General features: G+C 39.7%; 23 protein-coding genes and 3 pseudogenes. 17 read left to right on the plus strand and 9 right to left on the minus strand.

Annotated features, from left to right (window positions below; all coding sequences use genetic code 11):
- The first annotated feature begins 185 nt into the window (after positions 1-185).
- From MSBRW_RS22415 to MSBRW_RS13100, 3 genes and pseudogenes are all read left to right on the plus strand, one after another.
- Positions 186-335, plus strand: coding sequence for a hypothetical protein (locus MSBRW_RS22415; RefSeq protein WP_155398278.1), 150 nt, complete (start codon positions 186-188; stop codon positions 333-335).
- A gap of 619 nt (positions 336-954) precedes the next feature.
- Positions 955-1,137, plus strand: a pseudogene (locus MSBRW_RS24320) (IS256 family transposase); the annotation flags it as partial.
- A 520-nt stretch (positions 1,138-1,657) separates the two neighbouring features.
- Positions 1,658-2,098: a DUF1673 family protein gene (locus MSBRW_RS13100; protein WP_048102819.1), complete on the plus strand. Its 441-nt coding sequence runs from the start codon at positions 1,658-1,660 to the stop codon at positions 2,096-2,098.
- Positions 2,099-2,428: 330 nt separating this feature from the next.
- On the opposite strand, the gene MSBRW_RS13105 is transcribed toward MSBRW_RS13100, so the two are convergent.
- A complete protein-coding gene (locus MSBRW_RS13105; RefSeq protein WP_048102818.1) occupies positions 2,429-2,872 on the minus strand; it encodes a hypothetical protein in 444 nt (147 codons plus the stop codon).
- Between the two features lie 458 nt (positions 2,873-3,330).
- Positions 3,331-3,666 carry a winged helix-turn-helix transcriptional regulator gene (locus MSBRW_RS13110; protein WP_011307264.1) on the minus strand — a complete coding sequence of 112 codons (336 nt, stop codon included), beginning with the start codon at positions 3,664-3,666 and terminating at the stop codon, positions 3,331-3,333.
- 210 nt (positions 3,667-3,876) lie between these two features.
- On the opposite strand from MSBRW_RS13110, the gene MSBRW_RS13115 reads away from it, so the two are divergent.
- Together MSBRW_RS13115 and MSBRW_RS22420 are read left to right on the plus strand one after the other, a co-directional pair.
- Positions 3,877-4,545, plus strand: a complete 669-nt coding sequence (locus tag MSBRW_RS13115) for an alpha/beta hydrolase (protein ID WP_011307263.1) — start codon at positions 3,877-3,879, stop codon at positions 4,543-4,545.
- Positions 4,546-4,555: 10 nt separating this feature from the next.
- Positions 4,556-4,717, plus strand: coding sequence for a hypothetical protein (locus tag MSBRW_RS22420; RefSeq protein WP_157209493.1), 162 nt, complete (start codon positions 4,556-4,558; stop codon positions 4,715-4,717).
- Positions 4,718-4,826: 109 nt separating this feature from the next.
- Here MSBRW_RS22420 and MSBRW_RS13120 read toward each other — a convergent pair whose 3' ends face one another.
- From MSBRW_RS13120 to frhA, 5 genes are all read right to left on the minus strand, one after another.
- The gene (locus MSBRW_RS13120; protein WP_011307262.1) at positions 4,827-5,276 is read right to left on the minus strand and encodes a hypothetical protein; all 450 of its coding nucleotides are present in this window, start codon (positions 5,274-5,276) and stop codon (positions 4,827-4,829) included.
- 554 nt (positions 5,277-5,830) lie between these two features.
- Positions 5,831-6,928 carry a pentapeptide repeat-containing protein gene (locus MSBRW_RS13130; RefSeq protein ID WP_011307261.1) on the minus strand — a complete coding sequence of 366 codons (1,098 nt, stop codon included), beginning with the start codon at positions 6,926-6,928 and terminating at the stop codon, positions 5,831-5,833.
- A gap of 369 nt (positions 6,929-7,297) precedes the next feature.
- Positions 7,298-8,173 (minus strand): coenzyme F420 hydrogenase subunit beta, encoded by an 876-nt coding sequence (gene frhB, locus MSBRW_RS13135; protein WP_011307260.1) that lies wholly within the window; start codon positions 8,171-8,173, stop codon positions 7,298-7,300.
- Entirely contained in the window at positions 8,166-8,990 is an 825-nt protein-coding gene (gene frhG, locus MSBRW_RS13140) for a coenzyme F420 hydrogenase subunit gamma (protein WP_011307259.1), read from the minus strand. Before frhG ends, frhB begins: the two co-directional genes overlap by 8 nt.
- Before the next feature lie 327 nt (positions 8,991-9,317).
- Positions 9,318-10,688 carry a coenzyme F420 hydrogenase subunit alpha gene (frhA, locus tag MSBRW_RS13145; protein WP_011307257.1) on the minus strand — a complete coding sequence of 457 codons (1,371 nt, stop codon included), beginning with the start codon at positions 10,686-10,688 and terminating at the stop codon, positions 9,318-9,320.
- Between the two features lie 799 nt (positions 10,689-11,487).
- On the opposite strand from frhA, the pseudogene MSBRW_RS13150 reads away from it, so the two are divergent.
- Positions 11,488-12,553: pseudogene (locus tag MSBRW_RS13150) on the plus strand (IS4 family transposase).
- Positions 12,554-13,294: 741 nt separating this feature from the next.
- On the opposite strand, the gene MSBRW_RS13155 reads toward MSBRW_RS13150, so the two are convergent.
- Entirely contained in the window at positions 13,295-13,576 is a 282-nt protein-coding gene (locus MSBRW_RS13155) for a MarR family transcriptional regulator (RefSeq protein ID WP_048102816.1), read from the minus strand.
- 236 nt (positions 13,577-13,812) lie between these two features.
- On the opposite strand from MSBRW_RS13155, the pseudogene MSBRW_RS22425 reads away from it, so the two are divergent.
- Together MSBRW_RS22425 and MSBRW_RS13160 are read left to right on the plus strand one after the other, a co-directional pair.
- Positions 13,813-14,019 (plus strand): annotated as a pseudogene (locus MSBRW_RS22425) (dihydroxy-acid dehydratase domain-containing protein); the annotation flags it as partial.
- A gap of 426 nt (positions 14,020-14,445) precedes the next feature.
- Positions 14,446-14,958 carry a thioredoxin family protein gene (locus MSBRW_RS13160; protein WP_048103325.1) on the plus strand — a complete coding sequence of 171 codons (513 nt, stop codon included), beginning with the start codon at positions 14,446-14,448 and terminating at the stop codon, positions 14,956-14,958.
- 254 nt (positions 14,959-15,212) lie between these two features.
- Here the strand turns inward: MSBRW_RS13160 and MSBRW_RS13165 are convergent, their stop codons facing one another.
- A complete protein-coding gene (locus MSBRW_RS13165) occupies positions 15,213-17,114 on the minus strand; it encodes a radical SAM protein (protein ID WP_011307253.1) in 1,902 nt (633 codons plus the stop codon).
- 930 nt (positions 17,115-18,044) lie between these two features.
- Between MSBRW_RS13165 and nifH the strand changes: the two genes are divergently transcribed.
- The 9 genes from nifH to MSBRW_RS13210 all read left to right on the plus strand — a co-directional run bounded on the left by nifH (position 18,045) and on the right by MSBRW_RS13210 (position 26,432).
- Positions 18,045-18,872, plus strand: coding sequence for a nitrogenase iron protein (gene nifH, locus MSBRW_RS13170; protein ID WP_011307252.1), 828 nt, complete (start codon positions 18,045-18,047; stop codon positions 18,870-18,872).
- Between the two features lie 17 nt (positions 18,873-18,889).
- Positions 18,890-19,207: a P-II family nitrogen regulator gene (locus MSBRW_RS13175; protein WP_011307251.1), complete on the plus strand. Its 318-nt coding sequence runs from the start codon at positions 18,890-18,892 to the stop codon at positions 19,205-19,207.
- A 47-nt stretch (positions 19,208-19,254) separates the two neighbouring features.
- Positions 19,255-19,626 carry a P-II family nitrogen regulator gene (locus MSBRW_RS13180; RefSeq protein ID WP_011307250.1) on the plus strand — a complete coding sequence of 124 codons (372 nt, stop codon included), beginning with the start codon at positions 19,255-19,257 and terminating at the stop codon, positions 19,624-19,626.
- Positions 19,627-19,646: 20 nt separating this feature from the next.
- The gene (gene vnfD, locus MSBRW_RS13185; protein ID WP_011307249.1) at positions 19,647-21,044 is read left to right on the plus strand and encodes a nitrogenase vanadium-iron protein, alpha chain; all 1,398 of its coding nucleotides are present in this window, start codon (positions 19,647-19,649) and stop codon (positions 21,042-21,044) included.
- Complete coding sequence (gene vnfG, locus MSBRW_RS13190) at positions 21,041-21,379, plus strand: V-containing nitrogenase subunit delta (protein WP_011307248.1); 339 nt, start codon at positions 21,041-21,043, stop codon at positions 21,377-21,379. The genes vnfD and vnfG overlap by 4 nt, the downstream gene beginning before the upstream one ends.
- Before the next feature lie 19 nt (positions 21,380-21,398).
- The gene (gene vnfK, locus MSBRW_RS13195) at positions 21,399-22,784 is read left to right on the plus strand and encodes a V-containing nitrogenase subunit beta (protein ID WP_011307247.1); all 1,386 of its coding nucleotides are present in this window, start codon (positions 21,399-21,401) and stop codon (positions 22,782-22,784) included.
- A 16-nt stretch (positions 22,785-22,800) separates the two neighbouring features.
- Positions 22,801-23,487, plus strand: a complete 687-nt coding sequence (locus tag MSBRW_RS13200; protein WP_011307246.1) for a ZIP family metal transporter — start codon at positions 22,801-22,803, stop codon at positions 23,485-23,487.
- A 90-nt stretch (positions 23,488-23,577) separates the two neighbouring features.
- Positions 23,578-25,107: a nitrogenase component 1 gene (locus tag MSBRW_RS13205; RefSeq protein ID WP_011307245.1), complete on the plus strand. Its 1,530-nt coding sequence runs from the start codon at positions 23,578-23,580 to the stop codon at positions 25,105-25,107.
- Positions 25,092-26,432 carry a nitrogenase component 1 gene (locus MSBRW_RS13210; protein ID WP_011307244.1) on the plus strand — a complete coding sequence of 447 codons (1,341 nt, stop codon included), beginning with the start codon at positions 25,092-25,094 and terminating at the stop codon, positions 26,430-26,432. Before MSBRW_RS13205 ends, MSBRW_RS13210 begins: the two co-directional genes overlap by 16 nt.

The raw sequence follows: 26,432 nt of genomic DNA on the forward strand, positions 1-26,432 counted from the left end.
TCAAAACGTTGTAATAAAGTAGCACTAACAAATTGTACAATACAAGTACTTGTACTTTACGATTATGTTCTGTTCTGAAAATTGCAATCAACAGAAATCTTTTCTATAATCTTTGTACAGCAGTGAACACTTTACATGAGGTTAAAGTAACTCATGTAACTAAATCAAGAAAAGGAGAATAAATCATGACCAGAGTAGTTCATGTTCATGCAGGTTTCATGACATACCTGTTGATTGCAGTATTTATCTTCATAGCACTTTGTTTTGTAGCTCCAGATATTGCTAACGAAGTGTTAATTGACCTGCATAAACTGGCACTTGCGATAAAGGTATGACTTTTTATACCTTTTTCTTTTTTCAGAAACTGTTTGACCAAAAAGGTTCTGTAAATTCAGAATCAGTTTGCAATATTTTTGGATCACTACTACCACCTCAATTCTCTTGATACGGATAATCAATACTACTGTCAAAGAATAACAGCACATATTCAAAGTTGTCAAATTCCTTTTAATTAACTCATCTGAAAACTTCCCTCCACTCCCGCATGCTCACGAAGGGAGCAGATATCGGGCGGTCGCTGGCAAAAAAGAAAAAAAGTAAAAAGTAGAATTTGCAACTTGTAAAAATTACGAATATGTTTTTGGAGTATTTGCTTTCCTATTTTCTTAGTCGTTTGGTTAAGAAGGTAAGCGAGAATCTAGTTTGTGTGGCACACGCCCTGATAGAAGAAAATCTACTAGAGACTGACCAGATCCGCCTGATAAACTATCATCTCTTCACGCAGAATAATTCTGTAGAAAATCAGATTAGGAGCTAACAGAGAGCAGGGAAGAAAATACAGTAATTTTTCCGGTAAAACAACTGAATTTTATAGGAAACCTTGATAGATTAAACACAATTTAAACTATATATAGTAATAATATGGCAGTGTAACGAAAGTTCTGTAAATTATGATTGACTCTGTATCCTTTTTCTTCATCACAAAAAATAGGAAACAGAGTCAATGGTTAATCTATTCTCATTCATCAAGATTATCTTGTTGATCAGGAAGACGGAATTCGCCAGTTAATTATCTGGTTTTTGAATCTTGTCATGGAGGAGGAAGCCCTCCTCCAATCTTGTGCACAACGTTATGAGGGCAATGTCCTGAATTTGCTGTAAATTCTAAGTTCTGAATATAGAGAAAAATGAATTAATTTTTTCTATTGGTGTTTTTTAGCCTGTTTATGACGTTCTTACTTTCTCATTTTTCTGCTTATCTTGAGGGTATATTTTTCTAAACTCAATTATTCAATAGGATATAGGAATACATGGTATTTGACCGACAACCAAAACATCAAATGTAAAAATTCTATGATAAACACACAGACACTTTTCTCGAGGTCAAGAGATATCGATTTAACTAAGTGTTACTAAGTGGAAAATATAAAGATTTCTATGAGAAATTGACTATGGCAATTATAGAACCATTAAGTCAACTGGGAGTTTAGTAAAAAGTTCCAATACAGATAAATATATAGTCAACATATGTATGTTTACACATATTCCTTCCGGCAGATGAAAAATAATTTGAATTATTGCTGATGAATTGTTTAAAAGATTAAAAGGATTAGTGGAAAAGGCCTGAGTTCAGACAGTAAAACTGGGGTAAGTGAAGATGAATGTATTCTTTAAAAGTATAAGGAAACTGATGGGCTGGTGCCCTAATGCTGGAACACATAAAAGCAGACAAAACGCTAATCTTGAGGATTGTAACTTGAATGCTTTAGCAAGAACAAGCAGAAAAAATGGCGATACAAAGAGAATGTTTAATTCAAAATCAACGGTAATAAAGGCTTATATTTTACTAATTTGGTTGAATATTCTCATAATTGCACTAATTGCAACTAAAATAGTGTTATATAATAGTGTTAAATATTTCTTTCGGGCGACATCGATCTCAATACCTTTGTTTTTTTACTTATTTTTGAAGGGGGAACCATCCGCATTATCAATACAAGAAAGTAAAAAGGAACTCATATTACTGTCTATAAGTTTTATTTGTTTAATGGCAACAATTTTTTTGGCAATGATGAACAGTGTACCTAAAACTTTGTAAATTTCAATTGCCTATATGGGTAGTACCAACGTAGCTCTACCCCTAATTTTAAATGATACGCCAAAACACGAACATTTTCTTATAGAATGTTCGGATTTTGGCAAATTTTTGAAGATAAATTTAAGAATAATTCCTGAGCCTATCCCAAAAGTAATATTATGCTGAAATTATAAATTTACTTTTATGTCCTTTCATGAAATCGATGAGATGAGCCAGATTCTAAAAATTTTCTCCTTCCCTTAGTGCTGATACTGACAAAGATGTCAGAAAGGATATCATATCTGGTTGGCCTTAGCGTACACCTACGCAGAAATCGGGGTAGAACCCTTCTTAGGAACTTATTGTGTTACTGTATGAAAATCGAGTACTATCATATAACTTATCAAAATTCTCATACGTGGAATATATCTTTGCGAATAACTCGTCAGTCTTCTTAATATAAGGATCGCCATAATTATTCAACTCCACATAACGAATTATAGTCGCCATCTCATGAGAAAACCCCCAGATGCATTCACATAGAGATAAGCTCATCATACCAGAAGAACGAAATTTAACGGAAACTGTGTTTAGCATCTCAGCATACCTTTTAAGCTTAGCATCTGCTTTTTCTGGTCTGATAAATTCACTAAATGTTTTCCAATCAATATAACATCCTAATAGAGCTTCTTTCACGGTTGACTTAACAAACTCTTCTTGTTCTTCTTCCTTCATTTGAGCGTCAAGCGCTCTATTTAATTCACCCAGTATATAAGAAACAAATATCTCGATCATTATTTAAACACCCAAATAACCAACATCATTATACGAGCCTATCCCAAAACCTATTTTATTCTAAATCATCATGAGTTTTCGGGATTATTTTAGTGATTAGATATTCAATTGATTGTTCCAAATACGAGATTCAACAAATCAAATTCTGAGTTTCGGGATAGGCTTTACAAATAAAAACTATGGTTCCGTTGCAAAAAATCTCAGGAATAACTAAAAAATAATTTCATACCTTAACTCCGCCGTCAATAGGGAATAAATAAATTAAAACTATAAGTTTTCAACATCAATTGCCTCTAAAATGAAAACTTTGTTTATTTTGAAAATATATCCAAAAACTTCTTCCTGCCCGCATACTCACGAAGGGAGCAGATATCGGGCGGTCGCTGGCAAAAAAGAAGATCATTAAGAGAGACTAAATAGTTAAAAATTGAAAGAGATTTCTATACGCTGTCCAAAGTTCAGAAACTATGCCATCTCTTACTCCATTCAGCCATAGAAAGTAAAACACTTCTAAGATCCTTACCTTTTTCTGTTAGGGAATATTCTACTTTTATAGGCATTGTGTTCTCAACATTTCTTTCTATAATACCATATAGCACAAGATCCTTGAGCTTTGAAGACAGCGTTTTGGAGCTTATTGGCTTCAGAGACTTTAGTAAATCGTTGAATCGCAAAGGACCATTTGAGAGATAAAATTCTCTTATTAATAATAGAGTCCACTTGTTCCCGATCAATGTGATTGTTTTTTCGATTGGACATGGGATATTCATTAAATCTTCTGGATAATGAAGCATGATAGATTACCTCAAGGTTATCTGATTCCGTTATTGAAACTTCGGATTTATATACTTTCCTTTGTATATCTGGTGTACTTAGTAAAGTGCGAATAATAAATTAAATCTGATTAGATGTGAAAAAGATAAAAATGATTTTTGCAAAAGGATATATTTTTACAAAAGTGATGAGGGCTATTATTCAGGTAAAAAATAAGACTGGAGGAAAAAATGAAAATTGAACGTCTATTACTTGTGCAGAAAAATGAAAAGACAATTCCAGCTGTGAAAATCGTTCCTTTGCAGCCAGTTGGCAGCGTGGTTTTAGTGCACGGTTACGGAGGCTGTAAAGAGGAAGATCTGGGATTGGCTTGGCGCATAGCCGAAAAAGGTCTGGTAGTATGCGCTATAGACCTATGCGGTCATGGCGAGAATCTCTCGTTCTTGCACAAAGATATGCTGGTCGAGCTGGAAACAGCTATAGAACACTGTCGGCAATACGGGAAAGTAGCTACCATCGGCCATTCACTTGGAGGACGTCTGTCACTTTTAAGTAGTGCTGATTTTGTTATTGGTATATCACCTGCTCTAAATACAAAATATAGTGAAACAACCTGCGATAATCTTGAAACTTTCAGAAGCTATCGTGTGAGAGAAAAATCCTTCAATTCTTTTATAAAAATTATAGGCCAACTGCCAGTATGGCAGCCCGATACAGCCCAGCCAACTTTAATTCTATTTGGAACCCGGGATATTCCAGAAATCGTTCAAGACTGTCGGAAACTCCAGGCTAAGGGATTTCAGGTGCAGGAAATCGATGCGGCTTTTCATAACGATATTTATTTGCATGAAGAAACGTTTAGAGCAATAAATAAACAGTTAAAACTGTGGTTTAAGTGAAGAAATAACGGTGTGTCAACTCCACGCCCACATGCTTACGAAGGGAGCAGATATCGAGCGGAAATGGGGAAAAAGAAGAAAAGTAAAAGCAATAGTGCCAACAAAAGTGTTTTACAGATGGTTGAGCCGGAAAGAAGCCGACATAGGAAGCGAGGAGAAAGCACTTATTTAGAAGAAGTACAGGAATTGCTAGGACCCTTTTTTCACGGTCAATCCTAGAAAAGAAACGTGTAGTGACAGGTGTAGATCTGCTTTTTCTAGACGAAAAATAACTGAATAATTCAGGGAAGTTTGAACGGTTTGCTCAAATTGATCCACCTATATTTAGGATTTTCAAACATCAATCTATAGTGACCAGGAGGCAAGGAAGTAGTATTATTCAGTGAAATTTGATAATCACCTAGCGCTTGTGAGTACCCAAGCAATGTATTATTAAACTGCGTACTTGAGTTGTTTGAATATAAATGCAGGGATGAGATTTGTTTTAAACCATCTGGATCATCACGTAACAAGAAAACAGATAATCCGGTATCTGGACCACCGACTTTAACAGGAATTGGATCACCATTTTTACAATCCGAATCCATGTTGGCAAAAATATGTCCATTAATTTCATTAGAACCTTCAAAATATGCGATTTCAAGTGCAAAAAAACAACCAAAAAGCCACAAGCATATAAAACAAAGGACAGCCAGAAATTGACTATCGTGTGAATTTGAAAAGGCAAACAAGACACCTAATATTAAAAAACCAGCACTAGATAACTAAGCTCATGCTCATCAGGCACAGGTAAACCTAATATAAGAAGTATTCCACCAAAAATTAGAAAAACAATTGTAAAATGAGCGAAGAAACGACTAGCGTGAAAAGTAAATGCCCGTAAACCATCCAACATCATTGTGTATTTAAAAATAAATGATTTTAATAAAATGAAACTTCCATATAGTATGATAGTTGCCGCTAAAAGTATTTTCAGTGCAGTATAATAAACTATCCAATTTTCTAAATGAGCTGATCCCAAAACTCAAAATTGCTTCTCTGAATCCTGTATTTCGAATAATCAATCAAGTTTCTGATCATGAAAACAATCCTGAAAATTCTTGATGATTAAGGACTAAATGGCTTTTGGGATAGGCTCAATAATAATGTTCTGGAATCGAAATAGACTGGAACAAAGAAATAATTTGCTTAAAATTTTCAAAACTGAATATTTCTTCTAGAAATGCCATTTCAAAAACAAATCAAACTTTTTATTAATAACGTTTCCGATTTTTTTCTTTTCGATTTATACTTTCAAACGTTCCAACATCATTTCTGTGTCAGGTCTATGATCAAAAAGGTTAGGATATTTCTCTTTAAGTAATGAGCGTAGAGTCTCATTTAATCTTGCGCCGTGAAGTGTTTTCACTTTAGAAAGCATATCAATATCTAAGTTTCTAGCTCCATAGAGATTAGCATCAGTAAAATCAGCACTTTCAAGTTTAGCCCCAAAACATTCGCTTCTTTCAAGATGAGCCTGTCTAAAATAAGCATGTTTTAGGCTAGCCACTGTAAAAGTAGCATCTTCTAGATGAGCCCTCCTAAATTTTGCCCATTCAAGATGAGATGCTGCGAAATTGGCTCCTTCTAAATGAGCATCTATAAAAATAGCACCGTGCAGATAAGACCCTCTAAAACATGCTCCTTCAAGATGAAATCCCTTAAAATTAGCTCCCATAAGATAAACATCTTGCAAATTTAGTCGGTTTGATTCTCCGTTAGAAAAATACTTTTGGCGTCTTCCGATCACAGTAAGGATAGCTTGAATATCTAAAGGCAATTTTCTTTCATTTATCTTTTCGGAATTTGCGTTTTCATTAGCTTGAAAATCAATAGATTCAGGTTCATATGTCAGGGATTTTCCTTTTATTTGAAGATTAACACCACTATTTTTTCTAATATAAGCTGTTAAAATTTCTAGTACTGGCGAGTAATATTCTTCAGACTCACTTGCAATTTTTTCGAGGGCATATATTCCTCCCAATCTTATTTCAAGCTCTGTTCTACCTAATTGATCGACTGCCCGGGTAAAACGCTCAGTTATTTGCTCTTGTTTAGCTATCTCTAGACTCTTCTGGGTAGCTTTTAGATTATCCTCTGCAATGTTTATTCGCTTCCAGCTCAGATAAACTCCATATAAAATAGCAATGCCACCAAATGCCTGAGTAAGAGTTACACGATATTGATTTTCTAAAGTCGCCATTTCGGAGATAGTTATTCCGAAACTAAACTGATAGACTGCCAATATTGGAAGAAACCACCAGATCAGTCCAATGATGATAAAACCGATAATTAGAAGAGCTACTTTAATAACGAGATGAATCACTTTATATTTCTTTTTCATTTATCTCAATGTAGTTAAGATCATATGTTAGTTATAAATCACTCGAAATTTTTCGTTTGTCTTCGATGTTTCTACTCTCCTCTTTTCTGCTTCTCTCTATACTATGCTTTTCTAAACTCATCCATTTTAAATGCTATGTGAATATAGAATATTTTGTCGATTAACCCCCATCAAATGCAGAAATAGTGTACGAAATATATAGGCACTTTTCTCAGTGACTATTAATGTTGGTTTTTATCCCATAATAACAGTACAAAAATTAAATTAGGTAAGCGTTCAGTTTAATCATCTTGAAGATAAGTCACTAACTCATCCCCGTATTCAGTGTAAATAACAAAATAGTTTTTCGCTGACGAAAAAAGATAAGTTTTAAGCGTAAGGATCCCTTAACGCCTTATTAACCCCAAAATTCCTGCGCTCCTCGAGCGTCTTCCTATTCTTGTCGATCTTCTCCTTTGCGAGCTTTTTGACAATTCCAAGACCGGGCTTGACCTCTTCTATGGGCTTTGTCTCGAACAATCCTTCAGCGACTGCTTTAGACCAGATCTCATTCCCTACCTTTGTGCGGATGAAGACTGTGGACCAGCCGCCTGGACTTCCGACCGAGCCGGTCGATATGTCAGCGAGGTTAGAAACGTAATCGAGGCAGACGTGGCAACCTGGCTGCTCGTACTTATGCGTCTCCTTGAGAGGCACGGTAGCGACATTTCCGCGCTCGGTGTGGACAAAGAATTTTCCCTTCCCAAACTCCATCTTCTTCACGGAACTGAGACTCTGGTTTGCGTGGTCTTCAACAAGGGCCTGTATAGAATCATATGGGAAGTTCACCATGCAGAAGAGCCCTACTGCGAAGGCAACCTTGCCCGGGACATCCCTCATGTTGATGGGATAGAGCTGAGCCTTCCTGACCGCCTGCATCTGGCAGCAGACGCCCGTGATCCCTACCTTATCGAGGCCAAAAGACCGGGTTGCCTCCTTGAGCCAGGAAATCTGGGGGCTGATGTTGTACTTTGCCCTCTGTGCCTTGAGGATGTCCTCACGGCTCATCGCAACAAACGGTCTCGGCTTCCATGGCAAGTCACCCTTGCCTGCTACAATAGCCCCGTCGATGATCCCTTGCTCGAGTGCATAAACCATAAGGGCGGTGGCTATGCCGCCGTCCTGTGCTTTCTTGAGAATCTCCTTATCCGTGCTCCGTGCCGAAACGCATGTCACGTATTTGCCGAGATACGGATCTTCAATCATCCTTCTCACCTTCCTTAAGCGCTCCAGCAATTATCTCGTTGATGCTCTCGAATTCAGAAATCACATCAGGGTTGAAGAACGACCTTGGGCAGGCGCCATAGCAGGAGCCGCACTTGATGCAGAGGTTAAGGTCACCCTGCGGCTTTCCGAACTCGTGCGTGATCGCCCGCACTGGACAGGATGCAGCACAGATGCCACAGCCTATGCAGAGGCCCTGGTTAATCACGTCGTCCATCAGGTCGCAGAAGCATCCGGTAGTGCCGCGCTTCGCAAGGTCCATGAGAGGCTTTAAGTACCTGCCCGCAAGATCCTTCTGTTCCTCGTTCCCTTCAAGGAGCAGGTACGCCATGATGGCGACGTTCCTTATAAGCTCCGGGCTCGGAGGGCATCCTGGGATGTAAACATCCACGTCAATGAGATCCCCGATCGGAAGGTAAGACTCGTGCTGGGGATGATTATGCTGTCCTCCACGGCAGAACCTGGTGATATTACCATAGCTCGCGCAGGAGCCGAGGGCCACCACGATCCTGGACTTCTTCCGCGTCTCCTTTATATCCTCCACAGATTCACGGTCCTGGATACAGACCGATCCCTCGACGAGTGCCACGTCCATCTCTGGAATATGCCGGACGTCAGCAAGAGTGAGGCAGTAGACAAGGTCGGCATAGTCGTCCAGGATCTTGAGAAATCCCTGGTAGTTATCGGCCACGGACACGAGACAGCCGGTACAGCCGCTCAAGTGTACATGCCCGAGCTTGATCTTATTTGCCACTGGTTTCGCCTCCTTTGTAGCTTCCACCTTCTTAAGCAGTTCCATAGTTCAATCCGATTTCCTTCAGTATCGCGGATTTCAGTATCCAGAATTTCAGTATCTAGGATTTCAGTATCCAGGATACAGCGCCTGAAATGGCTCTCTGTACCTTGTCTGTAATCCGTATGACCATCTCGAGGTGAACATCTCGAGGGCAGAAATGTACTTCTTCTGATATGCAAGGACCCGGATCCAGATACCGTCTTTAATATACTGGATCGGCTCGGTCAGATCCCAGAGTGGACATTCCTGTAACTTCCCACGAAGAACTCGTTAACGGTGAGCCCCCTGAGCTTGCGGGTTCCCCCAAAAATCCGCAAGTTTCCATTCCCTTCACCACTGCATGAGTTTTTGGGCGACTATTCTATCCTCTTCGTTCACTACTATCATATGGGTTGCACACGAGACGCACGGGTCATAAGCACGGATAACCATTTCGGCGATCTGCCAGGGTGCTCCAGTCAGAGCGCGGCTGCAGGTAGGGAAGTTCCAGGTGGTAGGTACAAGCATCTCGTACCGCAGCACCTTTCCATCCTTCACCCGTGCGAGATGGACATCGGTCCCGCGCGGGGCTTCGTTCGCGGCCCAGCCCATGGATCCGTTTCCCAGAGGGATGGTGTCAGCAAGGACCTTGCCAGAAGTATCCAGGTTTTCAAGGCAGTTGAGGATGGTGTAGTAGCAGTCGGTGTACTCCATCTGCCTGGCGATGTGCTGAGCAAAGGTACCTTTCTCGGTAAAGTGCTTGAAGGTAGCGAGCCTTGCCCTCGGGCCGACCTCAACTGGCTGGCCGTCGTAGGTCGGAACAGTATTGCAGGCTTCCATCCGAGGGTTGACTTTGGTGCCGACCTTCGTGGTGCCGCCAATCGGATAGCTCGAGTCTTCAAGATCAATGGTTTCCTCACTCATGTACCAGTCCCATGGCCGGGTTTCTCTCCAACGAGTGAAATCCCACATAGGCTTTTCGTCCAGACTGGACGAGCCGTACATTGGAGCTGTGGCCATGACCCCCTGGTTATGGTATCCGAGCGTCTTGGGAAGCGGGATCTGCTTGCCTGCGACCTCGACAAACTCCCGGTCCTGCATGTTCCTGATGACCTCAATCATGAATTCCATCTGTTCGTGGGCAAGGACAAGACCTTCTTTTGCCAGGTCAGCTATCTTCTGCTTTGCTCGTGAACTCACGTTGCGGTACATTCCGCCAACCCTCGGGTTTGAAGGGTGGATAGCCTCTCCGCCTGCAACAGCTCCAATGGTCTGTGCAATCTCGCGGATGCGGAAGATCCTCACCGCAACGCTCCTTAAAGGCTGCTCCTTAGAAAACGGGTTGATCTTCGTCTCCGTATCTGGAATGTAAAAGTCCGGGAGGATCAGGATGTTGTGTAGAGCATGGCTGTGGAGGCGGTTTGCTGCATGAAGAATGACCCTCAGAAGCTTTGCATCCTTGGGGATCTCGCAGCCGATCGAAGCCTCCATAGCCTCAATGCCCGCCAGGGTGTGGGCAATGGGACAGATACCGCAGACCCGAGAAGCAATCTTCGGGACCTGGTCCATCGTCTTACCTATAGCGAGCTTTTCAATACCCCTGACCGGGGTGGTGGAGAGCCAATCTCCTCGCTCAACAATACCTTCATCATTCACCTTCAGGGTGAGCTTGGAGTGGCCTTCATGTCTCGTGGTTGGAGAGATCTCTACAACTTTTGTCAATGGTATGCCTCGTTTTCTATTTGGTGTTCTTCAGGCTGTACTATAGTTAGCACTTTCTATGTGACAATTCTAAGATAGTTCTCTATTCACCCTGTACATAAAGTACGTTAACCCCCTTTATTTTTCCCAGTGCGCAGCCATAGTTTTTGTTTAAAATTCAAAAGATTTTAATTGATATCAAATTCACAAAGCTTAGTACTCCTAAAACAATATTCATAACAGTCCTGAACTCCTGACTCATCGAACTTTTCATATGAGAAAGTCGAGGTTGAAGAAGTGATACATTTGGTACGTTAAGGAATAAAGATTGGATCTTTTGGACATGGGCAAATCCCAGAAAGTCGATGAGCTATACCCCCCGTGTCTAAATTTAGACTTATACAGCAGATTGACCTGAAGGATTTCTTAGTGTTGTGCCTGCTAGTGTCATGACAATTTAATTACTGGGCATTAATACTTAGAAACACATCATCTATAATCTCTTTCTTAATTCTAAGGATGCAAAACTAAATTTTCTAGACACTAGTGTTTCGCTTTGAACTTAAATATAAATAATTATATTAATTATTTTATAATAACTTTGTGCCTCGCATAAGTGGTTGTCCCAAATTATTATTCACTCTAAAAGAGTTGAGTATCGGACCAAGTTAAGTCGCTCCAGAAATCAAGCCGCAAGCACTGTTGAATGATTCCAGGATAGTATTTCTCATGCGTCATCGGTTAAGCATTAAATCCCATCTCCTGTATATGTTTTTATACTAATCTTATAATCCTTGTATCTATACCAATTTTTGTATCTATACCTCCTCGTTTCCCATCTACTCTTGAAGACTCTCTTCGGAAAATATTTACCGAAGAGTGGTTAAGGCAAACTTCCAAAGAAACTGGTCTTATAATCCGTGAACGTAAAATTGACCCTGTCATCATCTTTTGGGTTTTAACTCTGAGTTTTGGTGTCCGCTTGCAGCGTACACTTGCCAGTTTGAAACGAGAATATAAAACTGAATCTCATAAAACCATAAGCAATAGCAGCTGCTGAAGTAAAAGTCGGAGTTATGGTAAGTGCAGTTGCTAACGGACCTAAAACCGTTGCTCTATACTCTGAAAAAACAGCTGAGATAAATACATTAAAAATAGGTCCCTGGATCAAAGACCGTATTCTCCTTGTTAATCTTGGTTTCTATAAAACTCAGATGTTTGCAAAGGTTGAGGAAAATGGAGGAGATTTCTTCTCAAGAATCAGGAAAAATATGGATATCATTGTTGTTTTAATAGACGAAGGGGTACCTAAAACAAAGTGCAAAGATTTCATAGGAAAACCTATTAGTGAGTGTATTAAGCAACTTTCTGGAAAATATATTGATACAGTTGTACAAATAGCATTCAAAAGAAGAGAGTATAAAGGCAAGCAAAAACAGGATGAGATGATTGTACGTTTTGTTGCAGTCTATAATGACGAGGATGAAAAGCACCACATTTATATTACAAACATTCAGAAAGATCTTTTTAATGCAAAAGACATTGCAAACTTATATAGGGCAAGATGGGACAGAATTTCTGTTTAGGAATTGAAAAGCAAATATTCTCCGGACGTTCTTGAGACAAAGAATGTACAGGTAATTGAAGCTCTAATCTGGACTGCAATATTGACATTAATCGTTAGCAGAAGAATGTATTTTCTTGTAAGAAACTCAACAACTTATCCTGAAAAAATGGCTAGATATACGCAGTTACGTTGGAGTACAATATTTGCAGAGAATGCATCGGATTTGTTGACGGTAATTTTGTATAGATGTGGAGTGCAGAGGACTTTTGAAACTATAACGAGCGGACATGACTTCCCACAGATGTCTTCAAAAAAATAATATTTCTCTTGATGTCGTTTTTGGAAAATTATTTGAAAAATGTGCAGTTGCTATCTCAACCGAAACTTCTGGATGTGGATACTGAAAATTCAATGAAGGCAAAAAGTCGAAAATTACGAGATATTTCAAAAACACATGTTTGAGCAACCAAGGAACTTTTCAGAAAAAACGATAGCAAGAAAAATTATGAAAATGGAGTTGGAATTTAATTAAACGTTTACCATTTTGAGTCGTCTGCTTCTGTATCGTGTATTGGACTGCCAAATGGTTTTGAGTCTGCAAAATAATTTCAGGATACAACAATTAAAACTTATTTGTAAAATCCAACTATTTTACTGGCCTCTTGGGCAACAAGGATTATTTTAAAAAGACATAGATGGCCACATCAGGCTAAAATTTACTGGATTATGGATAAGTTTACTATAGTTTTGTCTACCGAGCGATAAAGCAAGGAGGAAATTAAGGATAAACTGAGGATAGGCTAAGGATTAAACTAAGGAGAAACTAAGGAGAAACTAAGGAGAAACTAAGGAGAAACTAAGGAGAAACTAAGGAGAAACTAAGGAGAAACTAAGGAGAAACTAAGGAGAAACTAAGGAGAAACTAAGGAGAAACTAAGGAGAAAGCTATGCGAGAGGCCACTTCAGCCACTTATGGAGGCTTTGTGTGAGTTTCAAGGAGACAAAAATAAAAAAATAACATTGGGAAGCTTCAACTTCCCTTACTTCTTATTACTCAGACTTAGTTCAGTATCTGATTAATTTTGCTGTAAAAATCTATAATAACACTAGTTGCCTCATTGCTCATGTTTAGTTGGAAAGTTCGTATTTGCTTACCCAGGGGTTTTTCCTGAACAATGCCTGAAAGAACCAGAGGTGTAATAACTCTTGATACACTGGAATGTGACAGACCAGTTTCTTCAGCTATCCCTGAAAGATAGGTTGGTTCGTTCTGGTTTTTTATCAAGTTCTTAAGAACTGTCATCTGTGCGGTTTTTCCAAATATTTTTTCCATTGAATCCATTGATATCATCTCAGAGGTGGCTATTCTCGATAAGTGATTTCCAGTTCCAATAACTGTTGACGGTTAATAAACTTATCTTCTAATTTAATAGGTTAGAGATCTGCACAAATACTCTTAATATTTGGATGCTCTACTCTATCAAGGATGTTTAATCTCTCTAATTAAGTTTCAAGCGCGTAGGTCGTATATATACTATAACATTTTATCCTCATTACTAAATTTTATGGAGATTTTACATGAGAAGTGATATCACCAAAGAAGGACCTGAAAGGGCTCCCAATTGCTTACTTCTAAAAGCTACAGGAGTCACAGATTCCGTGATGAGAAGGCCGTTTATCGCAGTTGTCAATTCCTGAAACGATATAATTTCTGGTCATATGCACCTGAAAAAACTTGCTGAGGCTGTAAAAGCCGGAATCCGGAATGCCGGCAGAGTTCCTTTTAGAGAAGAGCTTAAGCAGCGGAAAGCTGCCTTTGTGCCTCCAAAAACTGAGATCACAGGTTACCTTGCCAGGTAACCAGTGTTCAGTCCATTCCGCAAACACAGGCGGGATCGTTGACTAAGTTGGCTGATTATGTTTTGAAGTATTACGTGTTTGGAGAGCTTTTTTCTCCATTAATTTTTTTAATTATTTTTTACTTCAAGTGCTTTTGGAGATATGATTTTAGTACTTTCCTTTAGCCATTCAATCCCTCAGTCTATGGCTTAAACTTTAGTTATTTGGAATACGCATACACAGACAGATAGGTGGGAACTCAAATCGTTTAAATAAATAATTGATTTAAATATAATATATATAACAGTGTGAACACTATATCTGTATCACCGTTAGGTTCTTAAAAAATCAGTAATATAGTAGATGACAAATATGAATAAGTTAGTTGTACTATTGATTCTCATTGCGGCTGTGATCTTAACAGCTGGCTGTATTAATAGCAAGGCAAATGTCACGAATCCACAGGAAGCCCAGGAAAATTCTATGAATAATTCTCAGAACAGTACTGTTGTAGAGGTTACCCAACTGGATCAGATAAACACATCTCTCGAAAATGGACCTGTTCTTTTGAAACTCGGAGCTGAGTGGTGTGAGGAGTGTCAGGAGTTAAACCCTGTTTTGGCTCAGGTTGCAACAGACTATGCAGGTAGAGCCACAGTTATGACCATAGATATAGATAAAAGTAAGGAACTTGCTGATTACTTTGGAATATATGTAATCCCTGACTCTTCTGTAATTGTGGGCATTGAAAGCGGGAAATATGTTTATATGCAGGAGGATGGGAACGCTACTACTGAAAGATCGACGGCCAGGATTCTAAAAATAGAGGGTAAAGAAGTATACGAAAATGTTCTCGACCTAGCTCTTCAGAAAGAAAAAAATTAAATCTAATTAAATTTTACAGCCAAACCATATTTTTCTTTTCTTTTTAAATACAGCGTAGAGGACAAAAACTAATTTCAGAAACGTTATCTATTGGTGCACTGGTGCATTGATTCCAAAGTATGTTAATAATGAATTTTTTTGAAAAACACTAAAAGCACGGAAAACACGGAAATAAGTAGTAAGGGCGTGTTTCTTCCGTTCTATAACTCAATATAACTCAATATTGTATTCACTGTGGATTGCCTCCTCTACTATCATTCTTTGAGCTTGATTTTACAGGTTGGCAGGATGTTAAATGGTTGAGTAATCTCATTGCCGAAATTTTTAGTAGAGTCCTGATTTGGCACCTCCATTTCGAAGTAATTATACAGTGTTTGCGTGTGTGGCCAAATACCAGAGGAAGGCCTGTGGAAAGACCTGTTAGGTCTTGCTTCTTTAAACCGCATACCATAAAACTGCAAATAAAAATCATCTGCTTCCTTTTTCAGGTCAACTTCAAGTTTTCCAGGATGCAACTTGTCTGTTATATACATTAGTCCCAATATCCAGCGAGGGCTTCCAAAATCCCAGGAAGGCGGAATTTCATAGACCCGATGCTGTGTCACAGCATCGGCATGTATTCCATATTTCTGGCACAGGGCATAAAACTCATCAAGAGGACGAGAAAGGAAACCCGAGACAAAAATAACCCCAGGGTTGTGCTCATTAATAAAGGAAGGGGAAACACTTACACCCAGTTTACCTTCCTTTTGAAGCTGCTTATTGATACTCACACCACCGGAAAATGTCACAAGGTTATTTTCCATTCTGCCGGCATTCAGGGCAAAGAAAGGAGATCCCATGCAATAATACACATAATAACTACTTTTTCCTGCTGAAAGATTCTGGACAATTTGCAAGCGCTTGTGAATGAAAGAAACAAGTTCTTCTCCTTTTTCCGGCATATTAGCTTTTTCAGCAATAAACTTGATGAACTCTAGATAAGAGTACGGCTGCCGTATCATATTATGTATTTGCATAAGAGTTTTGGGGTTTGAGACTTTACTCCAGACATCCATTAATTTGTCCTCACCCCAGATATCCATTAGTTTATAATCATCTAGTACTCCCAGGCATGTAAGTACTGCATGAACCATACTGAAAGCCTGGCTTATACTGTAACTGTCCATTAAGCCTGCTTCACTGAAACCTTCAGTGGGAGCTTTACCCTGGACTGGAATGCTGCAACCGCAGCTACATTTGTGACTTAACCAGGGTTTTACAAGCCTGGAGCCAAAAGGCCTGTGAAATTCCCGTTCTATTAGGAGACGGCCACATTCAGGACAGTATGTGTTTAATAGTTCCGTGCCTGGAGAATTAAAGAGGTAGACAAAATCCAGATATCTGCGCAAGTCAGAACATATTTTTTCCGCTTCTCCTATTGATGGTTCCAGTTCTATCGGAGCATAGCCGAAGGGAAGGAATCTCATGACATGCAACGGAATAGTAGGAGATATATCAGACACTGCCTCTGCGACTTTTATAACATCCTCTTCATTTCCCCTTGAATAAGCGATTGAAGTTTCAACATGTACTCCCATATCAAAAAGCCTGGAAATGTTGCGAAAAACAGGAGCTGATGAAGTAACTCCACAATTCCTATAACCTCTGTCAGAATAACCTTTAATTCCCACATTCACAAAGTCAACAAGCTGTCCAAACTCTTCTAAAGTCTCACTTGTGAAATAGCAATTGGTTGAACAACCTACAAGTAAACTTTTTTCCTGTGCCTGTATTGCAAGATCCCTAAAAAGATAGTAATTAGCAACAGGATCATTTAGTGTCGAAACTACGCCCAGACACTCCTGCTTTAAGGCTCGTTTCACGACCTCGGATGGACTGAGTGAGGCCTGTTGAGTGGAAGGTTCACTTGATGCTGGCATCCGTGCCGCACAACCAGGACACTGAAAATTACACCCTTTACTGAAAATTTGCAGGAACTTGCCTGAAGGATAAAAATGATGTAAAGGGACTTCTTCTATTGAAATTGGATATGCTCCCATATATCCCATACCAGGGTACTGGGTTATAGTATTGCCAGTGCTTACATAAGTGCCACATCTGCCCGTACTATGCTTATTGATTTCGCACCTGACTTCGCATATATTGCATTGCATTTAACCTCCCTCAAATAATACCACAATAAAGCCAGAGTCATCCTGAACTATACGGCAGAGAATTTCTTTGTTTTCCAGTTTGCGTATAATTTGAAGTTTTTCTAACTGAGGCATTTTTGAATTAATACTTTATTCGGGAAATAACTGTAGTTGTTTTTTTATAAATCAACACGTTAACTTCTTTTTTACCTAAAACACCATCTTCAACATTTTTTTTAGTTTTAAGCGTTATGTCTATTTTTGCATATTGACATAATATAGTTTATCAAGATGGTATGCACCAGGATTTAACAGTTTAGTATTTTCTTATTTTTATGTCAAAATATCGCATTTCTATGATTTAATGGTTTGTTTGTTATGTTTATTTATACATAACGGTTCGAGGTTTTAGATCAGTAGAAGTAATTCCTTGTACTCAGAAATAGTAGTTATAAAACTGTACTAAAGAGTTATAAACACGACCTTAAATATATCTATAAGTTGGAACTTTTTCTCCATTTGAAAAAATATAACTGGCAATCAATGACGTTTTTAAAGAAATAATTTTTTAAATAATCCACTAATACGCGCATTTCTATTTGACAAATTAAAAATTACAATAATGAAAAGTTATATATAATATAAAGTAGGAAGTAAGAATCTGTATTCCTCTAGATAAATAGTTGTTATGGTTGTTCAAACATAACAATAACAAAAATAATTTTAAATGTATTGGATGGAGTACACAATACAAAAAACTAGCAAAAAGGAGTGTTATGTAAAAAGGAACATATATCATATATAAATAATATATAATGTATAAAATTGGGTGGACAACATAAAAATTCAATAATATTATGTAGAAATTTAATCTGTTGTTCAAAATACAAAGTTCAAAGAAACAAATGGGTTTTCTGGACAAAGTTTGCGTAAATACTGAAGGAGTGTAAAATGACAAGAAAAATTGCTTTCTATGGAAAAGGTGGAATCGGAAAGTCCACCACGCAACAAAATACTGCAGCTGCTATGGCATATTATCATGGCAAAAAAATTTTCATTCACGGCTGTGACCCAAAAGCTGACTGTACTCGTCTTGTGCTTGGTGGAGTAGCTCAAACTACGATAATGGATACTTTAAGGGAGCTTGGTGAGGAGGCTGTTACAGCTGAAAATGTCATCAATACCGGCTTTGATGATATAAAATGCGTTGAGTCCGGTGGTCCAGAGCCCGGTGTTGGCTGTGCTGGCCGAGGAGTTATCACTGCAATTAATCTCATGGAGGAAATGGGAGCCTATTCGGAGGACCTGGATTTTATTCACTTTGATGTATTGGGCGATGTTGTCTGCGGTGGTTTTGCAATGCCTATTCGGGAAGGAAAAGCCCAGGAAGTATACATCGTTGCTTCTGGAGAAATGATGGCGACTTATGCAGCAAATAACATCTGTAAGGGCCTGTTGAAGTATGCCGAACAAAGCGGAGTGAGATTGGGAGGAATAATTTGCAACAGTCGTAGGGTGGATAATGAACTGGAAATGATGGAGGAATTTGCTTCTGCACTGGGAACGCAGCTGTTATACTTTGTACCACGTGACAACATTGTCCAAAAAGCAGAGTTCAATAAAAAGACTGTAGTGGAGTACGACCCTACATGCAATCAAGCACTTGAATACAAAGAACTCGCCAAAAAAATCCTAGAAAATGACATGTTTGTTATCCCTAAACCATTAAGTATGGATCAGCTAGAGAAAATGGTTGAAAGATATGGTCTTATGGATTAATTTAGGAGAGATAAAAAATGAAGATGGTCCGTGCCATATTACGTCCTGAATGGACTGAAGAAGTAACCGACGGACTCGCAGAAGCCGGTTATTACTCCCTTACAAAAATAAACGTCTTCGGAAGAGGGAAACAAAAAGGGATCACTGTTGGGGATGTGCACTACGATGAACTCGCAAAAACAATGATCATGATGGCTGTAGAAGATGAGGCTGTTGACGAAGTGATAAAAATAATTTCCGGAAAAGCATACACCGGCAACATGGGGGACGGAAAAATCTTTGTAAATACGGTTGAAGCTGCATACACAATTAGCTCAGGTGAAAAGGGGTTATGAGGAATAATCTAAAAACTAAAAAATTTTGAAAACCGGGATGTTTTCATATGAAAGAAATTACTGCAGTTGTTAGGCCCAACAAGATGTCGGCTACGAAAGACGCACTGGATAAAATTGGTTATCCGTCTATAACGGCAATTCCGGTATTGGGAAAGGGTAAGCAAAGAGGGATCTCAGGAGAGCTTAACTTCTACATACAACCAAGGCTGCTCGCGAAAAGGTACAGTACAGGTATGAAGTACATACCAAAAAGACTTCTGAGCATAGTTGTAAACGATGAAGAAGTGGATCAGGTGATTAAGACAATTATAGAAGTCAATCAAACTGCCCAGATTGGTGATGGAAGGATTTTTGTGGAGTCCATTGACGAGGTTATTCGGATCAGGACTGGCGAAAAAGGAAAACTAGCTTTAAAATAAACAGATACGAGGCCTGCAAAATGCCATTAAAACTATTCTGTTGCGATGAATGCATACCTGAGCGCCAAAACCATGTTTACATAAAAGAAGAAGGAGAAGACACAACTCAATATCTCCCACTCTCAAATATAGAAACAATTCCAGGATCATTATCTGAGAGAGGGTGCAGCTATTGTGGAGCAAAACTCGTTATTGGCGGAGTCATCAAAGACTGTATTCAGATGATACATGGACCGGTAGGATGTGCTTATGATACCTGGCACACGAAAAGGTATCCCAGCGATAATGACAATTTTCAATTAAAATATGTTTGGTCGTCGGACACAAAAGAAAAACATATTGTTTTCGGAGCTGAGAAGCAGCTCAAAAAAGCGATCAAGGAAGCTTTCAAAGAATTTCCAGAAATCAAGCGAATGTTTGTCTACACGACCTGTACAACCGCATTGATAGGAGACGATCCTAAAGCAGTATGTCGTGAGGTTGAGGAAGAGCTTGGAGATGTAGATATATTCGTTGTCGAATGTCCAGGATTCGCTGGAGTCAGTCAATCAAAAGGACATCATGAGCTGAACATCGGCTGGATGAGAGATAAGATTGGAACGCTTGAACCTGAAATTAAAAGCGAATACACAATTAATGTCATTGGTGACTACAATATTCAGGGAGATACTTACGTATTACAAAAATATTTTGATAAAATGGGCATACAGGTCATTGCACACTTTACAGGAAATGTAACCTATGATCAACTACGCTGTATGCATAGGGCAAAGCTGAATGTGGTCAACTGCGCGCGTTCTGCAGGATATATAGCCAACGAACTTAAGAGAGTATATGATATTCCAAGAATGGATGTTGATACCTGGGGTTTTGAATATGTCAAGGTAGCACTGAGAAAAATTGGAGCTTTCTTTGGATTGGAAGACAAAGCTGAAGAAGTAATTGCAGAAGAGGTTGCAAAATACGAAGGAAAACTTAACTGGTATAAGGAACGGCTCAAAGGAAAAAAGGTCTGTATCTGGACTGGTGGGCCAAGACTATGGCACTGGACAAAGGCTCTTGAAGACGATTTAGGTATGGAAGTTGTTGCAATGTCTTCTAAATTTGGTCATCAGGAAGACTTTGAGAAGGTTATTGCCAGGGGAAGAGTCGGGACGATTTATATTGATGACGGAAATGAACTGGAGTTTTTCGAAGTACTCGATAATATTCACGCCGATATTATTTTTACCGGGCCCAGAGTTGGAGACTTAGTCAAAAAACTGCACATTCCATACATTAACGGACATGCATATCACAACGGTCCATACATGGGCTTTGAAGGCGCAGTAAACATGGCGAGAGATATGTATAACGGAATTTATTCTCCGATGTGGAGTTTAGCTGGAAAAGATCCGAGAGTGGTGCAGGAATTATGAATGAAAAAATAGAGGAAGTGACAGCCCTTATACAGAAACAGTGCTTATGGCAATTCTTTTCAAGAAGCTGGGACCGGGAGGAAAACATTGAAGGTATTATGACAATGACCAGCAAGATTCTGAACGGAGAGAAAATAAATCTTGTAACGCCGGCAGATAAAGCGTTTTATTCCGATGCAAAATTTTTGGCTGCGGAGATTCAGAAAAAAATGACCTGGATCTCCGAACTCGACAAGTCAGAAGTACTGGAACTAATTGAAGGCGTCAAAGAAAGACTGCTCTATATTGCTGTAAAAAAATCACGTAACTGCGAACTGAACTTGTCAAATTACTAAATAAAAGGCGGTAAAAAAGATGTCGTGTGAGCTGATGTTGAAAGAGCGAACAGGAATCATTAATCCAATGTATACCTGTCAGCCTGCAGGTGCCCAATTTGTGGGAATTGGTATAAAGGATTGCATTCCGCTTGTACATGGCGGTCAGGGTTGCAGCATGTTTGTCAGGTTGTTGTTCGCTCAGCATTTCAAAGAAAATTTTGACATTGCGTCTTCGTCTCTGCATGAAAGCGCCGCCGTTTTCGGGGGCGCAATAAGGGTAGAAGAAGCGGTTGAAGCACTTGTTGCGAGGTACCCTCAGCTGAGGATCATACCTATAATAACTACTTGCTCTACCGAAACAATTGGAGACGACATTGAAGGTATAATCCGGAAAGTAAACAAGGATATTAAAGAAAAACATCCTGACAGAGATGTGAAGCTTATAGCTGTGCATACGCCAAGCTACAGCGGTAGCCAGGTGACAGGTTACGATACGGCAATTAACGCGGTTGTACAAGCTCTTGCAAAAAAAGATGAGCCTTCAGGAAAGTTGAATGTATTCACTGGATGGGTCAATCCAGGAGATGTTTCTGAAATTAAGCATATATTATCTGAGATGCAGGTTGACGGAAATATACTTCTGGACACCGAGACCTTTGACTCTCCTATTATGCCTGACAAATCGGCATTCGCGTATGGAAATACAACCATTGAGGAAATAGCCGATTCTGCCAATGCTATCGGGTCGATTGCATTAAGCCGCTATGAGGGAGCAAATGCTGCAACATACTTAAAAAATAAATTCGGCGTGCCTTCGGTTGTAACTCCAACTCCTATAGGCATAAACAATACCGATATTTTCCTTAAAAATATCAGCAAGCTTACCGGCAAACCCATACCAGAATCACTGGTTATTGAACGCGGAAAAGCAATAGATGCGATTGTAGACCTTGCTCATATGTTTTTCGCGAATAAGAAAGTGGCCATATTTGGGAATCCAGACCTTGTCTTCGGTCTTGCGCAGTTTTGCCTGGAATGCGAACTTGAACCTGTGCTTTTACTATTGGGCGACGATAATACACTGTATAAAATTGACCCAAGGCTCGAAGCACTTAAAGAAAAGGCAAATTGCGATATAAAAGTTATCTGGAACGCTGATTTATGGGAACTGGAAAGCCGTGTCAAAAATAAATCCATAGACATTGATTTAATTTTGGGACATTCAAAAGGACGATACATTGCAATAGACAATGATATCCCCATGGTAAGGGTAGGCTTCCCAACATTCGATAGAGCAGGGCTGTGGAAATATCCAGCAATCGGATACAAAGGAGCAGAATGGCTAGCTGAAACAATTGCCAATACGATTTTTGCATCCATGGAAAGTAAGCATGACAGAGAATGGATAATCAATGTCTGGTAAATGAAAGGAGGCAAAAATGGAGAACTATCTGGTAGTTGCAGCATTTGTCATAGCGGAATTGTTGGGAGCTTTAATTTATTTCAAAACAGAAGATTCTGTGAAAAGAATGTTGTTGACCTGTCTTGGATTTGGCTTTGCCATTGCAGTGGTTCTTCTGGATATTATCCCGGATGCTACTGAGGATCTTTCAGCAGGATACTGGTTGGTTGCAATTGGGTTCATTGCAATGTTTGCGGCAGGATTCTACACTAAAAGTGTTGGAAAGTATTCAGCCGTTTTGGGATTAGCGATTCACAACATTGCAGAAGGCGTGATCATAACCACGGAGTTTGGACCGATTTCTCCGATTTTAGCAGTCGGAGCAATTCTGCACAAACTGCCAGAAGGAATGGTCTCCTTTTCATTGCTAGATGAATTAGAAGACAAAACCAGGTTTGCAATTGCAGCTTTGATCGCATTGTTAATTCCAGTAGGTGCAATTGTACCTATCTCTGAAAGCATCACAAAACCGCTTATGGCGCTTAGTGCTGGTGTTATCCTTTATGTTGTAGGAAGCCTGTTGATCACTACCATTTCCAAATATTATGTAACTGAAATCGATACAGGAAAACTAAGTAAAAAGCACAACATAAATATAACTACGCTATCCTCTGTGGTGGTTTTCGGAGCAGTAATTGCCTGGATATCCTGTTTGATGGCGTAAAGTTGTAGCTAGCGCGATCAACAAATTTTTTAACAAATTTTTTATTTTTTGGTTGAAACCAATTTCACAAACTAGAAAATAGAGGGGAATATGGCCGGCGTTGCTAACGAAAATGTAGTGTTTTTTGGGCATTTAAGCGAGCTTTATCAATTAGCAAAAGAAGGGAAAATTGAAACAAAACTACAGGGCAGCCATACCCGTCCCTGTAAATTCTGGACGGCAATGAAAATCCTGAGTGGCATTAAAAATACTGTCGTTATTGCTCATGGTCCCAGTGGCTGCGCATTTGGAGTAAAACAGGCTTACAAGCTCACAAATTGTAGAAACAGTGGTTCTCCATATGAGTCCATAATTACTACAAATATTGATGAGAAAGCCATTGTATACGGTGGCGAAAAGGAACTGAAAGGCGCCATACTGGAGGTGGACAAAAAGTATAAGCCTGACGTTATTTTCGTAGCAACAAGCTGTGCCACCGGAATAATTGGAGATTATGTAGATGCCATAGTGAATAAAATCAAGCCCAAAATTAATGCCGAAATCGTGGCCATTCACTGCGAAGGCTTTGCTGGAGAGTACAGGAGTGGGTTTGACCTGGTTTTCAGGCAGATTGTTCAGCTTATGGACAAGCCTGACTCGGAGAGCAGATCAAGGCTTGCCAACTCCGTCAACATCGTAGGGGGCAAAATGGGTCCTGAGAGGACGGAGATTGAAACTGATGTTAAAGAATTGAGGCGGTTAATAGAAAGCATGGGTGCAAATGTAAATGCCGTAATAGCAGGCAATTGTTCACTGGAAGAAGTAAAACAGGCCCCCAGTGTAGCGGTAAATTGTACCCTTTGCCTTGATCTGGGGTATGCAATAGGAAGAGAGATGCTTGACCAATTTAATACTCCGTTAAACTCCACTATTCTTCCGTATGGTATAAGTGCAACTGAGAGGTGGCTGAGAGAAGCAGCAAAGCATTTACATTTGGAAAATGAAGCTGAAGAACTGATCAAAAGAGAATATGAAGCCATAAGCGTCGAATTTGAAGAGGCAAAAAAATACCTTGCAGGCAAGCTGGCAATTGTTGAAGGACATGATGCAATAAAGTCTCTGTCAATTGCTCATATGCTTGAACGCGATTTCGATATGAGGGCGGTAATATACAATTTTCATCCCTGGAGTACGCAGGCAAGAGAAACAAGTATTGATTACCTCTTAGAGACCGGGCTTGATCCGGAAATACTGATCACAAAAGGTACACTTGCCTTTGGAAAATATGAAGCAATGGTTCAGACCGAAAATGAGCTTATGGAATATCTGGGAGATCTGAATCCCGAGACAACCGTGTATTTTGGATCATCAATGAGCTTTCCGAATATTCCAGTAGTTGATTTAAATGCCATATTGAACCGCCCCAGATTTGGATATAGGGGAGCCTTAAAGGTAGCTAAATGCATCTGCACTGCTCTTGAGTATTCTTTCAGACCGCGCAGCTGGGTAACGAAAAAAATGGTATTCCCTGAAGATTCCGGGCTATGTTCAGCCCAGTCCCTTACACCGAAGCTGGCTCAGGATTTGCCGGATTGCACGGTTTATGCAGGAAGGGAGAGAGGCAAATGTATGATGAGTTAAAATTCGATAACTGCAACCATAGCAAAGACCCTATGGTCGGATGCGCTCTTGAAGGTGCCACCGGAGTGCTGGCTGGCATAAAAGACATTAGCATTGTCATACATTCCCCGCAAGGCTGTTCTTCAACGGTTTCAGCAGCCTATGACGTCCATGAAATTGATTTCACGAAAAGAAAAGTTGCATGCACCAGGCTTTTTGAAACTGATGTGGTTATGGGCGCGTCAAGCAAGCTGAAAAACTTAATCAAAGAAGCTGACTCAAAATTTAAAACTAAGGCGATATTCGTAGTTGGTACATGTGCAGCTGATATCATTGGAGAGGATATCGAGGGTTTATGTCGAAACATCCAGCCGCAAATTAATGCGAAGCTTATTCCCTTGATGGCAGGAGGGTTTCGAGGAAACCTCTATGATGGCATTGAACTAGGACTGAATGCATTATTTCCCTTTATAAAAAAACAAAATGAAAAAATTCCCTGTAGTGTGAACCTAATAGCGCCTCAGGCAAACCTGAACCCTACCTGGTGGGCAGATTTGGAATGGGTACGTGAAACCCTTGAAAAAATAGGAATTAAAGTTCAGGCTGTACTTCCTCACGATACATCTCTGGAAGAACTGGATAATGCTGGGCTAGCATCGGCAAATATACTTCTCAGTCACGATGCAGGGTATGAGTTTGGGTTAAAAATGAAGGAAGTACATGACATACCGCTTATACTATCGGATATTCCACTTCCAATAGGACTTAAAAATACTGCAAGATGGCTTCGTGCAGTGGGAAATTATTTTGGCGTCGAAGAAAAGGTTGAGGCTATAATAAAAGACGGAGAAGATCTGGCCATTGACGTGCTGAGACGCAGGGGATTGATGATGATTCCCAGGTACCGTAACTGCAGAGTAGCCGTTTCTGCGGATGCGACTATGGGAATAGGCCTGACCAGAATGTTATTTGAAGAGCTGGAGATGATTCCGGAACTGTTGCTTTTCAGGTCGCCTGTATCTGACTCCCAGTTGTTGCTGGAAAATGAGCTTACCGATATGGGAATTTCCCCGAAGGTTGTCTTTTCGGCGGATGGGTATCAGATAAAACAATCTTTGATGGAAAGCTGTGTAGATGCTGTATTCGGCTCTTCGTGGGAGTATTATCTGGCTGAAGAACTGGGGATAAAGTTTGTGTTTGACGTTTTTAACCCTACAAACCGGCAGAATTACTTGAACAGGGCATATTTCGGATACGAAGGCATGCTGAACTTTTTGGAGAATGTTGCAAACGACTGGGAAAGAGCTCTGCGTTCAAAGCACATTGACTGGGAAGAGTATTCGTAA

Source organism: Methanosarcina barkeri str. Wiesmoor (genome assembly GCF_000969985.1).
Lineage (GTDB): Archaea > Halobacteriota > Methanosarcinia > Methanosarcinales > Methanosarcinaceae > Methanosarcina > Methanosarcina barkeri_B.

What these genes read in the sequence shown, in the direction of transcription:
- MSBRW_RS22415 (WP_155398278.1), top strand. Translation starts at nt 186, where the DNA reads ATGACCAGAGTAGTTCATGTTCATGCAGGTTTCATGACATACCTGTTG.
- MSBRW_RS13100 (WP_048102819.1), top strand. Translation starts at nt 1,658, where the DNA reads ATGAATGTATTCTTTAAAAGTATAAGGAAACTGATGGGCTGGTGCCCT.
- MSBRW_RS13105 (WP_048102818.1), bottom strand. Translation starts at nt 2,872, where the DNA reads ATGATCGAGATATTTGTTTCTTATATACTGGGTGAATTAAATAGAGCG.
- MSBRW_RS13110 (WP_011307264.1), bottom strand. Translation starts at nt 3,666, where the DNA reads ATGCTTCATTATCCAGAAGATTTAATGAATATCCCATGTCCAATCGAA.
- MSBRW_RS13115 (WP_011307263.1), top strand. Translation starts at nt 3,877, where the DNA reads ATGAAAATTGAACGTCTATTACTTGTGCAGAAAAATGAAAAGACAATT.
- MSBRW_RS13130 (WP_011307261.1), bottom strand. Translation starts at nt 6,928, where the DNA reads ATGAAAAAGAAATATAAAGTGATTCATCTCGTTATTAAAGTAGCTCTT.
- frhB (WP_011307260.1), bottom strand. Translation starts at nt 8,173, where the DNA reads ATGATTGAAGATCCGTATCTCGGCAAATACGTGACATGCGTTTCGGCA.
- frhG (WP_011307259.1), bottom strand. Translation starts at nt 8,990, where the DNA reads ATGGAACTGCTTAAGAAGGTGGAAGCTACAAAGGAGGCGAAACCAGTG.
- MSBRW_RS13155 (WP_048102816.1), bottom strand. Translation starts at nt 13,576, where the DNA reads ATGGATTCAATGGAAAAAATATTTGGAAAAACCGCACAGATGACAGTT.
- MSBRW_RS13160 (WP_048103325.1), top strand. Translation starts at nt 14,446, where the DNA reads ATGAATAAGTTAGTTGTACTATTGATTCTCATTGCGGCTGTGATCTTA.
- MSBRW_RS13165 (WP_011307253.1), bottom strand. Translation starts at nt 17,114, where the DNA reads ATGCAATGCAATATATGCGAAGTCAGGTGCGAAATCAATAAGCATAGT.
- nifH (WP_011307252.1), top strand. Translation starts at nt 18,045, where the DNA reads ATGACAAGAAAAATTGCTTTCTATGGAAAAGGTGGAATCGGAAAGTCC.
- MSBRW_RS13175 (WP_011307251.1), top strand. Translation starts at nt 18,890, where the DNA reads ATGAAGATGGTCCGTGCCATATTACGTCCTGAATGGACTGAAGAAGTA.
- MSBRW_RS13180 (WP_011307250.1), top strand. Translation starts at nt 19,255, where the DNA reads ATGAAAGAAATTACTGCAGTTGTTAGGCCCAACAAGATGTCGGCTACG.
- vnfD (WP_011307249.1), top strand. Translation starts at nt 19,647, where the DNA reads ATGCCATTAAAACTATTCTGTTGCGATGAATGCATACCTGAGCGCCAA.
- vnfG (WP_011307248.1), top strand. Translation starts at nt 21,041, where the DNA reads ATGAATGAAAAAATAGAGGAAGTGACAGCCCTTATACAGAAACAGTGC.
- vnfK (WP_011307247.1), top strand. Translation starts at nt 21,399, where the DNA reads ATGTCGTGTGAGCTGATGTTGAAAGAGCGAACAGGAATCATTAATCCA.
- MSBRW_RS13200 (WP_011307246.1), top strand. Translation starts at nt 22,801, where the DNA reads ATGGAGAACTATCTGGTAGTTGCAGCATTTGTCATAGCGGAATTGTTG.
- MSBRW_RS13205 (WP_011307245.1), top strand. Translation starts at nt 23,578, where the DNA reads ATGGCCGGCGTTGCTAACGAAAATGTAGTGTTTTTTGGGCATTTAAGC.
- MSBRW_RS13210 (WP_011307244.1), top strand. Translation starts at nt 25,092, where the DNA reads ATGTATGATGAGTTAAAATTCGATAACTGCAACCATAGCAAAGACCCT.